11 protein-coding genes are annotated in these 12,026 nt (G+C 58.3%); all 11 read left to right on the forward strand.

Annotated elements, in window-relative coordinates; all coding sequences use genetic code 11:
* Window positions 1-6 precede the first annotated feature (6 nt).
* The 11 genes from PSH79_RS13940 (at window position 7) to msrA (ending at window position 11,964) form a co-directional block, all read left to right on the forward strand.
* Window positions 7-711 (forward strand): WecB/TagA/CpsF family glycosyltransferase, encoded by a 705-nt coding sequence (locus PSH79_RS13940; protein ID WP_305443812.1) that lies wholly within the window; start codon window positions 7-9, stop codon window positions 709-711.
* Window positions 708-1,796 (forward strand): glycosyltransferase, encoded by a 1,089-nt coding sequence (locus PSH79_RS13945; protein WP_305443814.1) that lies wholly within the window; start codon window positions 708-710, stop codon window positions 1,794-1,796. Before PSH79_RS13940 ends, PSH79_RS13945 begins: the two co-directional genes overlap by 4 nt.
* On the forward strand, window positions 1,793-2,905 hold the full coding sequence (locus PSH79_RS13950) for a glycosyltransferase (protein ID WP_305443816.1): 1,113 nt from the start codon (window positions 1,793-1,795) through the stop codon (window positions 2,903-2,905). The genes PSH79_RS13945 and PSH79_RS13950 overlap by 4 nt, the downstream gene beginning before the upstream one ends.
* Window positions 2,902-4,215, forward strand: coding sequence for an O-antigen ligase (locus tag PSH79_RS13955; protein WP_305443818.1), 1,314 nt, complete (start codon window positions 2,902-2,904; stop codon window positions 4,213-4,215). The genes PSH79_RS13950 and PSH79_RS13955 overlap by 4 nt, the downstream gene beginning before the upstream one ends.
* 17 nt (window positions 4,216-4,232) lie before the next feature.
* On the forward strand, window positions 4,233-5,186 hold the full coding sequence (locus tag PSH79_RS13960) for a glycosyltransferase family 2 protein (RefSeq protein ID WP_305443820.1): 954 nt from the start codon (window positions 4,233-4,235) through the stop codon (window positions 5,184-5,186).
* A gap of 13 nt (window positions 5,187-5,199) precedes the next feature.
* Complete coding sequence (locus PSH79_RS13965) at window positions 5,200-6,618, forward strand: oligosaccharide flippase family protein (protein ID WP_305443823.1); 1,419 nt, start codon at window positions 5,200-5,202, stop codon at window positions 6,616-6,618.
* A 30-nt stretch (window positions 6,619-6,648) separates the two neighbouring features.
* Complete coding sequence (gene galE, locus PSH79_RS13970; RefSeq protein WP_305443825.1) at window positions 6,649-7,704, forward strand: UDP-glucose 4-epimerase GalE; 1,056 nt, start codon at window positions 6,649-6,651, stop codon at window positions 7,702-7,704.
* The gene (locus PSH79_RS13975; protein WP_305443826.1) at window positions 7,701-9,173 is read left to right on the forward strand and encodes a family 16 glycosylhydrolase; all 1,473 of its coding nucleotides are present in this window, start codon (window positions 7,701-7,703) and stop codon (window positions 9,171-9,173) included. Before galE ends, PSH79_RS13975 begins: the two co-directional genes overlap by 4 nt.
* 125 nt (window positions 9,174-9,298) lie before the next feature.
* On the forward strand, window positions 9,299-10,411 hold the full coding sequence (locus PSH79_RS13980; protein WP_305443827.1) for an acyltransferase: 1,113 nt from the start codon (window positions 9,299-9,301) through the stop codon (window positions 10,409-10,411).
* Between the two features lie 36 nt (window positions 10,412-10,447).
* Window positions 10,448-11,350 (forward strand): bestrophin family protein, encoded by a 903-nt coding sequence (locus PSH79_RS13985; RefSeq protein ID WP_305443829.1) that lies wholly within the window; start codon window positions 10,448-10,450, stop codon window positions 11,348-11,350.
* A gap of 107 nt (window positions 11,351-11,457) precedes the next feature.
* On the forward strand, window positions 11,458-11,964 hold the full coding sequence (gene msrA / locus PSH79_RS13990; RefSeq protein WP_187679850.1) for a peptide-methionine (S)-S-oxide reductase MsrA: 507 nt from the start codon (window positions 11,458-11,460) through the stop codon (window positions 11,962-11,964).
* Window positions 11,965-12,026 lie beyond the last annotated feature (62 nt).

The following is a 12,026-nucleotide window of genomic DNA, read 5'->3' on the forward strand; positions in this document are numbered from 1 at the left end:
CGCGCCATGTTCAAGCTGGAATTAGTCGGGCAGTACTCTCCGAAATTACTGGAGGCCAACCAGGCCTTCTCCTTCATCAACTTCGCGTCCATCGGCAGCGTGTTCGGGCAGACCCCAGGCACCATCAACTATTTTTGCGACGGTATGCTGATGTCGACCTTCATGTCTCGCGTGACCGGCAAGACGATCGGCCGGGTCAGCTTTGACTTCACGTCTATCGCCGATCTTGTACTCGGCAGCGCTGAGCGACTGGGCAAACGCGTGTATTTCGTCGGCGCCCGGCAAGCTGAACTGGATCTGTTCATCAGCAAGATCAAGAGCCTCTACCCGCAACTGGCCATCGCCGGTTACCACAACGGCTACTTTGATTCCTCGCAGGCCGAGGCCATACAGGCCCACATTTGCGACAGCGAAGCGGACATCCTGATCGTTGGCCTGGGCGCGGGACTGCAAGAACAGTTCGAACAGGATGCGCTGCGCGCAGGCTTTCGCGGTGTGGCCTTCACCTGCGGCGGGTTCATTCGCCAGGAAGCCCTGGCCACGCGGCAGTACTACCCGGCGATCATCAATCGCCTGCACCTGCGCGCGTTTTATCGAATGTATCGCGAACCTCATACGATCAAACGCTACCTCATCGATTACCCCAGCAACTTTGTGCACCTGCTGACGATGCTCGCTCGGCACAAAGTCGCCATCAGTGTTGGGGAATGACTATGCACATCCTGTTCATTCTCAAAGATTTCAAGACCGGCGGCGGCGTCGAGCGGGTACAGCAACGCTTATCCGAGCAATTTCACAAGGATGGAAAGCGGGTGAGCTTTTTCGTCATGAACGGTGAGACGCCGGACACTGACGGCGATCAACGCCACAACAGCGGCGGTGGCAACGGCATCGTGGGCCTGCTCAAATCGATCGTCCTGTTGCGTCGGCTGATTCGTCGCGAGGGCGTCACTCACCTGATTTCCGCCAAGGAACAGGCCAACGTCTGCACGTGGTTCGCCACTTTGGGCAGTGCCTGCAAAGTCATCTATAGCCGGCACGTGACGCTTGATTGCACTGAGCAGAAAACCAGCCCTTCAAGCCTGCGCCTGCTCTATGCCTTGTACTTGTGTGGCAGCGGAAAAGTGGTCACGGTCTCCACGGCATTGCGCCAGTCTCTGGCCGACTTGCTGCCATGGGGCCAGCAGCGCGTTTGCTATTGCCCCAACGCGGTCATCACCGAGCAACTGTTTCAAGCCTCACACGCGCCGCTGCCCGCAGGGTTACCCGACGACTACTGGCTGGGTCTGGGCCGGTTGACGGAACAGAAAGGTTTTCACCTGCTGCTCGATGCCTACGCCATGGCGCTGCACCGCCAGGCGCTGCCCGATCTGGTGATCGCTGGCGACGGGCCGTTGCGCGGCACACTGATCGCTCAGGCGCAGCGCCTGGGCATCGCCCAACGAGTGCACTTTACCGGTTTCCTCAGCAACCCCTATTCACTGCTCAGGCAAGCACGCCTGTTCATTCTGAGTTCCCTTCACGAAGGCATGCCGACCGTATTGATCGAGGCGTTGGCGCTGGGGACTCCCGTGCTGGCATGCGACTGCGAGACGGGTCCCAGAGAACTGCTGGACAACGGCCAGCTCGGCCAACTGGTCAAGGTCAACGACATCCCGGCATTGGCCAATGGAATGCTGCGAAGCCTGACATCGACGGATCACGTGGCTCCAAGCGAAAAAATGGTCACTGATGCCCTCCGCCAGTACACCAGCCAGCACGCGGCGCAGGCGTATTACCAGGTGTGGAACCTATGAAAAAATTGCTGATTATCCTGCATGACCTCAGCGCGGGCGGGGCTGAAAAAATGATGACGCGCCTGGCCGGAGCATTGGTCGATGCCGGCAATGACGTGACGCTGTTGATGCTCACCGGCGGCGGCATCAATGCCGCGCATCTCGACCCACGCGTCAAAAAGGTGGAACTGCGCAGCCCGCGCAGCTCTCGTGCGGTGCCGGCGCTCGCGCGATTTCTGCGTGCCAATCGCTTTGACGCGCAACTGGCGGCGCTCACGCACGTCAACGTCGTGGCGATCGCCGCTTCCATGCTGTCCGGCACGCTGGCGCGGCTGCACGTCAGCGAGCGCAATGCCTTTTCCCATGACAAACACGTTAACCCCGACTTCATGGTGCGAGCCGCCTATCTGGTGGCCCCCCTGCTCTATCGGCTTATTCCCAACCCGGTGATTTGCGTGTCGCGCGGTGTCGCTCAGGACCTGGTCAATACCACCATCGCGCGCCGCCAGGACGTGACCATTGCCGACAACCCGGTGCTCGACAACAATTTCCGCGAGAAGCCACCAGGCCTGCCAAGCCACCGCTGGCTGCGGGAAAAGTCTGGCGCGGTGATTGTCGCCGTGGGTCGCCTGGCGTCGCAAAAAGGTTTCGACACCTTGATTACAGCGTTCGCCGCGTTGCCGGATACCGACGTGCGCCTGATCATTTTTGGTGAGGGCGCACTCAGACTTCGACTGCTTGAACTCGCACGCACATTGGGCGTCGCCGATCGCGTCGACCTGCCGGGTTACACCAGTGATCCCCTGGCAGAAGTGGCGGCGGCCGATTGCTTTGTGCTGTCGTCGCGCTTCGAGGGCAGTCCCAATGCGTTGGTAGAAGCCTTGTCCACGGGCACGCCGGTAGTGGCGACCCGCTGCCCCCATGGCCCTCAGGATATTTTGAGCGGCGGCCTGGTTGCACCGCTTGTCGCTGTCGACGACCCGCTCGCGCTGGCGCAGGCGATTGCCCTGCAACTCTCCACGCCGCGGGATCTGCAGCGTCACTCGCGCCTTGAGGCGGCTGCCCGATTCATGAATGCGAGCGCGGTGCAGACTTACCTCGACGCGTTGCTCGGGAGCCCAGCATCATGAGCACACTGGCGATCAGATACTCGACCTTGCGCGACGGCTTCACCCTGTTCGGCGTGCTGTTTTACATCCAGGTGATCACGTTTGTCCTTGGACTGGGCGGCGCATTCAGTTTCGGCGACGTCGGTAAAGACCTTGAAGGCAGCGTCGCCAACCAGGTCTGCGGTCTCATCACGCTGTTGGTGCCTTTGTTCTTCTTCATCCGCAACAAGGTCTTCCTCAGCAAAACTTTTTACCGCAGTAACTTCTTTCTGCTGGTGTTCATGGTTTGTGTGATCGCCTCGATTGGCTGGTCCTACGACCCGATGCTGACGTTCAAGCGGGTTATCGCGATGCTCGGCGTGGTCTTTTTTGCCGGTTTCATTGCCTATAACTACCCCCTCGAAAAAATCACCTACATGCTCGGCTGCGCCATCGGCGTGGCGGCGTTGGTCGGCTTGATACTCGCCGTGATCAGGCCTGACGTCGCATTCTTGTCCGGTGGTATTCGCGACGGCGCCTTCAAGGGAATTTTTGCCGAAAAGAACGCCGGTGCACGGCTCAATGCGATCGCCATCCTGCTGTTGCTGCCGATGATCCGCCAGGGCAATCGCTGGGCGCTCTTCTGTGCGTTTTGTTCGCTGATCGCCATCCTTCTCGCCCAGTCGGCGACCGGCGTGGCACTGATAGTGTCTGGCACGGTGAGCTACTGGTACTTCCTCACTCTGATCCGCTTGCGTATCAATCGCTCACAGTGGCTGTTCCTCGGTAGCACGCTGGTCTTCCTGCTGGTTTGCCTGTTGCTGTACAACCACCTGGCGTGGCTGCTGGAGATCGCCGGTCGCGATCCGTCTCTCACTGATCGCACGTTGATCTGGGAGCTGCTCGCGCCGTTTATCGACCAACAGTGGCTCAAGGGGTATGGCTTCGGCGCCTTCTGGGCCAGCCCCGACGCGGATGCTTTCATCACTCGCTGGGGCTACATCGGCAACGCCCACAGCGGCTACATGGAAACGCTGCTCAACGGTGGTTTTATCCAGTTGACTGCGCTGGTGCTGCTGCTGGGCGAAGCGTTGTTCAAACAATACCGCGCTGTGACGGCGAACCAGTCCGCACAGTTTCGTGCCAGCGCTTTGGTGATCATCGGCTTGTTCGCCGTCACCAATTATGTGGCGTACGTGATCCCGAACTACCGCTCCGCCGAGTTCTTGGTGTTCTGCACCCTGGCGCTGTCTTTCCGACATCACTCAGCGATATTCCCCGAGTCATCACCGGCCCCCCTGCGTCAGCGTCTGTCTGGCAGGGCATTACCGCGTGATTCAGCCAAGGCGTAACAGAAGGAGAAACACCCGTGATAAACCAAGCCTCCCCTTCACCGCATACCGTGTGCGTCGTGATCCCGATGTACAACGGCGCCGACAGCATCGAGCAAACGCTGGTATCCCTGGCCGAGCAAACCCGACTCCCCGATCACGTCATCGTTATTGACGATGGTTCCACCGATGAAGGACCAGAACGGGTCAAAGACTTCGCGGCGCCGTTTCGCCTGACGCTGTTGCAGCAAGCCAACGAAGGTCAGGCCAGCGCCCGCAACCATGGGATTCGGCACTCTCAAGAGACGTTTGTGGCGATGCTTGATGCCGATGACCAATGGCGCCCACAAAAGCTGGAGCTGCAACTGGCTCTGTATGACGAACTCCTTCTTCAGGGACGGCCGGTGGGGCTGATCGACTGCTACTGCCAGGTCAACTACAGCGACGGCAGGCGACAACTGGACAACATCCGCAAGAGCGGCATGCATTTTTACGATTTCATCCACGCCAACGTCCTCAATGGCGTATCCGCCGCGCTGGTCAAGCGCGACGTGATGATGCAACTCGGCTGCTTCGATGCCGGCCTGCGTTATTGCGAGGACCGCTTCATGTGGACCCGAATCGCTGAGCACTGGGAGATCCACACGGTGCCGCAGGTGTTGCTGGAGCGCACGATCAACAGCGGCAACATGACCGCGCAACCGAAAAAGCACTACCAGAACAAGATCCGGTTCATCGAGGTCTACCTCGCCCGCTATGGCGCGCAGTTCAGCAAGCAGCAACAGATCGATTTCGTGCTGGGCAACCACACCGACTTTCTCAACACCTTTTCCCGAGGCGGCTGGCATGGCGAGGTGATCGATGTGTACCAGCGAATGCTCAAGCATTCCTGGCAAACGCTGTTCTTCGACCACGGCAAACCAACCCTGCGCTACCTCTATGCCCGCGCCAGATCCTTGCGCAAGCCAACGGTGTCAACCACCGCTCATTGAACCGGTATCCGCCATGGCCAATCGACGCCTCATTTCTCTGGGCTGGATCTTCACCGAAAAATTCGGCCTGATTTTCCTGTCGATGATTACCTTTGTCGTGTATGCCAGGCTGCTGTCGCCTGCCGAACTGGGGGTGGGCACGATCATCATTGCCATCGTCGAGTTGGTCGGTCTCATCTATTCCTCGGTGCTGGAAGATCCCCTGGTACGGCTTGAACGACTGGAAGATAAACACATCTCTACCGCGTTCTGGGCTTCAGTACTGGTCAGCCTGGTGTCCATCGTCGTCATCTCGGGCGCGGTGATGCTGTATACGCCCGACCCGATGCTGCAAGCGATGACGGCGGTGGCCTCGGTGAAAATTCTCTTCACCATGATGGCGCGTGTCTATGTGGCGCAAATGCGCCGCAGCGGCAACTTCAAGACGCTGGCGTCTCGCACGTTACTGGGCAAAGTGTTTGGTGGCGTCGGCGGCATCGCTGTCGCGCTTTGGGGATGGGGGGCCTGGGCGGTCATTGCCCAAGTGCTGATCATGGAGTTCGTGTCGATCATCGTATTAATGCGCTCAGACCCGCGGCGCATTGCCTTTTACATTGACGGTCCGCTCTTGCGGGAGCTGTTGAAGGCCGGCACACCGGTTGCCATCAACGCGCTGAGTACACAAACACTTCAGCGTGGGGTCAACGTGGTGCTGGGGATGACGGCCGGCGCGAACGCAGTCGGCATGTTCAACATGGCAATGCGCATCATCGATCTGCCTCGCACTGCGATTTATAACGGTCTGCTGAGCTATGCGCTGCCGGTGTTCGCCCGGCGCAGCGCAGAGCCATCGCGACTGCTCGGGATCATTGGCGACTCCACCGCCGTCAGCGGCTTTCTGTTGACGCCCCTGTTCATCGGGATAGCGCTCACGGCCAACGACCTCATCCTGTTGATATTCGGCGCCAAGTGGGCCGATGCCATTCCCCTGCTGCAAGTGCTGGCCTGCACGGCGGCAATTGGCAACACCGCCATGTACGCCACCACCGCACTGGTTGCGGTCAATCGCAGCCACCTGACGATCAAGGCTGAAGTGATCACCACCGTGCTGGCGCTGGCGCTGGTCTACGGGTTCGGCAGCGTGTACGGCGGCATGGCCGCGGCCATCGCTTTGCTGGCCAGGATGCTGTTGATCACACCGCTGCAAATCCGTGGGCTCAACGAGGCCATTGGTTACGGCTGGGGTCGGTTCTTCGACTCCAATTACCGCAGCGTGATCGCCTCACTCGTCATGGCCACGACCGTCATGTACGTGTCACCGCTGCAAGGGTTTCAAGGTTACCTGCACCTGATCTGCAACATCGTGGTTGGCGCGCTGAGCTATGCCGTGGCGTATAGCGTCATGCACCCGCGCTGGCCGCAAGAATTCAAATCGGTTTTCACCTCCCGCTGAATTCAGTCCCTTAGACAGGAAGAGCTCACCATGCGCAAAACCACGTTGATTACTGGCGGGGCCGGTTACATCGGCTCGCATACCGCTTTGGCGCTCATCAATGCCGGACACCATGTGCTGGTGCTCGACAACCTGAGTAACAGCTGTCGAGAGTGCATCGCGCGCCTGGAGCAACTGACCCTGAGCCGGGTCGATTTCATCCATGGCGACATCCGTGATTCGGCGGTACTGGACGACATTTTCAGCCGCTATGACATCGATGCCGTGGTGCATTTTGCCAGCCTCAAATCCGTTGCAGAAAGCGTGCGCAAACCGCTGGATTACTACGCCAACAATGTCGCCGGCACGCTTGACCTGTGCCGGGCAATGGCTCGCCATAACGTCTTCCGACTGGTGTTCAGCTCATCGGCCACAGTCTACGGCGAGCCCACGCGCACACCAATCGCCGAAGATTTCGGCACCGGCAAACCGGTCAATCCCTATGGCCGCACCAAGCTCATGATCGAAGAATTGCTCACCGATCTGTGCCATTCCGATCCACGCTGGAGCATCGCGTTGTTGCGCTACTTCAACCCGATTGGTGCTCACGAGAGCGGGATGATCGGCGAAGACCCCCGAGGCCGTCCCAACAATCTGTTGCCGTGCCTGACGCAGGTCGCGATTGGCCGGATTCCCGAACTCACGGTGTACGGCAACGACTATCCCACCGTGGACGGCACCTGCGTGCGCGATTACATCCACGTGGTCGACCTTGCCATTGGCCACCTCAAAGCGCTTCAAGTGTTGCAGTACAACAACGGCATCAATGTCTGGAACCTCGGCACGGGCATCGGCTACAGCGTGCTGCAAATCATCCAGAGTTTCGAAGACATCACCGGCATTACCATTCCCTACCGTTTTGTACCGCGACGCGAAGGTGACATCGCCAAATGCTGGGCCGACCCCGGCAAGGCCGGACGGGAGCTGGGCTGGACCGCGCAACGCGATCTGCAACAGATGATTGTCGATACCTGGCGCTGGCAGTCGTGTAATCCGCAGGGATATCAGTCGTCATTCGAAATTCCAGCGCTGGTTGCGGTTAAATGACGTTCAGAAAATTGCTGCCGTTGCTGCTGCTGTCGGTTTCGATGGTTTGTAACGCAGCACCGCCGCCCGGAGCACCCACCACCGGGCTGGTGCTGTGGCTGGACGCAGCCGATGCGTCAACAATGACCCTGGATGCGCAGAACCGGATCCAGCGCTGGAATGACAAATCCGGCAAGTCCAATCACGCGACTGTCGACAACGCCGCCTCGCCGCCACAGTGGACGGCAAACGCCCTGAATGGCCATTCCGTGGTGCGTTTCAGTGGCGCGTCGGCGTTTCTGGGCAAAGCTCTGCGCAGCGCCAAAGGCCCGGTGACGGTATTGATCGTGTCTCGCCGATTGTCCGAACAAGCCGAGGTTGATCCTTGGCAACGCGTGTTCAGCTCAGGCCCGCAAACCGCCCAAAACGATAACGTATTGCCGAATTTCGCCATCAGCCTGCCACAGACGACGGCGTATGCGCCGACCGTTTCCGTTCTGGAGCTTTACGATGTGCCGATCGGTCCCTATGCGATCGGGCGCAGTGCCGTTGGTCATTCCGATAACTTTCGCGGCGACATCGCCGAAGTGCTGGTATACGACCGTGCATTCGCCTCACTCGCAGAACGCCAGCGTGCCTTTAAGTACCTGGCGGAAAAATGGTCCGTTGCCATTCCCAAACAGGCCGACACCTGGACCCGAGTCGGGCCACTGGGCGCATTACCGACCCGGACCCGCGCCAATCTGCCGTTGTCCGACCAGGCCAATGCCGGTCAGTGGACGCTCAACACGAAGCTGTCCGACGACTTCAACGGCAGTACCCTCGACCGCACACGCTGGCACGTCAACAACGCCATAGGCAACGAGTCACTCGGACGCAAACCGGCGCTTTACACCCCAAGCAATGCCTACGTCAGCAATGGCAATCTGAACATCGTTTTCCGCAAGGAAATCTTGCCGCAGAAGTACGTCAAACTCGGCTTCAAGGACTACACCTCAGCGATGGTGCGGACAATTGAGCGCGGGTTTTACGGATACTACGAAGCCCGTGCCAAACCCATGAACTCCGCTGGGTCCAGCGCATTCTGGCTCGCGTGGACAGGCATGGTCGACAACGCCACCGAGATCGACATCTTCGAAATCGCCGGCAAGACCAAAGACGCGGCTCTCGACCGCTCGTATCACATGAATGCCCACCTCTGGGCCACGCCGCAAAGCACTGAACATATCGACAATGGCAGCCTCTGGGTCAGTCCGTGGCGCCTGGCGGATGCGTTCCATACCTACGGCTTCGACTGGCAGCCCGACACCCTGCGTTGGTACGTCGATGGCGTGCTGGTCAGGGAGTCGAAGAACCATTACTTCTTCTTCCCCATGGAGGTGAACTTTGACAGTGAGGCCATGTGGAAATGGTTCGGGGTGGTCGACGATGCTGACCTGCCCTCCACCTTTGAAGTCGACTACTTCTACATGTGGCAACGCAGTCCATAGCCGCCTCACGGAGCCTGGATAGTCCATGAGCAGCCCTTGCTGTTATAGCTTTCGCCTTGGGTCGGATTTCACTCGCCAGAGTCGTCAGTTTTCAATCAGCGCTAACAAGTCTGGAGCGCCTAAACATGAACAACCGACGATTGAAGGAATTGGATTTGCTGCGATTCCTTGCTGCGATCGCCGTAGTGTTTTTTCACTATGCTTTTCGCGGCTATGCAAAGGGCGACATGTCGAGCATGCCTTACCCGTTACTGGCGGAGCCCGCCAAGTACGGTTATCTGGGCGTCGAACTTTTTTTCATGATCAGCGGATTTGTCATTCTGATGACCGCCTCGAGCAATAACCTCAAAGTTTTTTTCATCTCCCGCGTCGTTCGCCTCTGCCCGGCTTTCTGGGTGTGCTGCACCCTGACTTTTCTTTTCACTGTGGCGATCGGCCAGCCACGATTTACGGCCACTCTTTATCAATACCTTATCAACATGACATTCCTTGGCGACCTGATGGGTGTCGAGCAAATAGACGGCGTTTACTGGTCGCTGTTTGTGGAAATCAAGTTCTACCTGATGATCTCCATTCTATTGGGCTTCAAGAAAATAGAGAAAATCGAACCCTGTCTCGTGCTCTGGCTACTGGTCTCTGCTACAGCAGAATTACTCGTATTTGAAAAACTGCGTTCGATCTTGATCACCGACTACGCGGCGTACTTCATCGCAGGTGCCACGTTCTACCTCATATGGGCGAAAGGCTTCACAACTGCCCGGATTCTCCTAGTGCTGGGGGCATTGGCATTGGCCTGTTTCACCGCCATAACATGGGCTGAATCGATCGAAAGCAAGTATTCGACCGAGTACGATCCTCTGATTATCTGCGGTGTGATTTTCCTGTTTTTCATGACGTTTCTTTTGATTGTGACCAACAAAACAGCGGCAATAGGCAGGTTGAACTGGACCGCATTAGGGGCACTGACTTACCCGCTTTACCTATTACATCAAATGATCGGGTTCATGATTTTCAACATTGCTTATCCGGCTGTGAATCCGCATCTGCTGCTGTGGGGAACCCTCATCCTGATGATTGGTGCGTCGTGGCTCATCCACAAAAAAGTAGAAACGCCGATTGCCAGATGCATGAAAAGATTCCTTTCCTACTCCTTTAATCGAGTCAGAGCCGATAAGCCCGCCAGCGAAGAACCTGCGCGACTGACCGAACCTTTACCCCGAAAACACCGTCCGAGCTAAGGCATCAATGCTTATCGCTCGCCACGAGGTTTCCGTTTGAAAGCTGCCATCGTCAAAAAATACCGTCTGATCATCAAGACCATGGGCTATGTCGGTTGGGCCTTGTTCTGGCTGCTGCTCTGGGACATTGCCGTCACCGTGGACTTCATGCTGTTCCTGAACGCCAAGATGAACCTGCCGCTGATGCCCCTGACGTTGCTGGGTTCGGCGCTGGTGGTGCTGATCAGTTTTCGTAACAGCAGCGCCTACAACCGCTGGTGGGAAGCGCGGACGCTGTGGGGCACGATGATCAATAACTCGCGCAGTTTTGCCCGCCAGGTCCTGACGTTGCTGGATGACCCCGGCAGCGAAGTCAATCCGGTCAAGTCGACGCTGTTGCGCCGCCATGTGGCGTATGTGAACTGCCTCGCGGCGCATCTTCAGAGTCAGCCTTGTCCAGAGGAAGTGCGGGCGTTCATTCCCGCTGATGAATTCGCCCGCAGTGGCACCACCAACAACTTTGCCAACGACATCCTCACCGGTTCGGCCGCCCTGCTCGCACGGGAATACAAGGCCGGGCGCCTGGACAGCATTCGTCTGGCACGGCTGGAATCGACGCTGGTGGAACTCTCCAATAGCCAGGGCGGCATGGAGCGTATCGCCAATACTCCGCTGCCCTACCCCTATGTGTATTTCCCGCGGCTGTTTATTTCGCTGTTCTGCCTGATCGTGCCCGTCGGTCTGGTGGAATCCCTGGGCTGGTTCACCCCGCTGGCGTCCACCGTGGTGGGCTTTATGCTGCTGGCCATCGAGCGCATCGGCACCGACCTGCAAAGTCCGTTTCGCCACAGCGAACACCAGATTCAAATGGAAGCCCTCTGCGAAACCATCGAGAAAAACCTGCAATCGATGCAGCGTGATTCTTTGGGTGATGTGCGCAGGTTTGAAGAGCACGCTTGAAGTGGGGATTGACCAGCAGACTTATTTGCACCGTCCAGACTTGGAATTGCCGGGCACGCCCGCATAACAATGGCTACACCCAAAATTTCCGAGAGGAAGCACTGATCATGACCAGCCAAACCGAAACTGCCATCCTCGCCGGCGGCTGCTTCTGGGGCATGCAGGACCTGCTGCGGCGCTATCCCGGCGTGCTGCAAACACGCGTCGGCTACACCGGCGGCGAGGTGCCGAACGCCACTTATCGCAACCATGGCAACCACGCCGAAGCCATCGAGATCGTCTTCGACCCGGCGGTGATCAGCTATCGGCAGATCCTTGAGTTCTTCTTCCAGATCCATGACCCGAGCACGCCAAACCGTCAGGGTAACGACCTCGGCCCCAGCTATCGCTCGGCGATCTATTACCTGAACGAACAGCAACGCGACATCGCCGAAGACACCGCTGCCGATGTCGACGCTTCAAAGCTGTGGCCAGGCCGAGTCGTCACCGAAATCGAACCGGCGGGACCGTTCTGGGAAGCGGAACCTGAGCACCAGGATTATCTGGAACGTATTCCGAATGGCTACACCTGCCACTTCATTCGCCCGAACTGGAAGTTGCCCAAGCGCGGCTGAGTGCAGGGTCGCTGCCTCGACAGGCGCATGAACTGAAACACGTCCGGCTTGCCGCGCTGTCG

This window comes from Pseudomonas sp. FP2196 (assembly GCF_030687715.1).
Taxonomy (GTDB): Bacteria; Pseudomonadota; Gammaproteobacteria; order Pseudomonadales; family Pseudomonadaceae; genus Aquipseudomonas.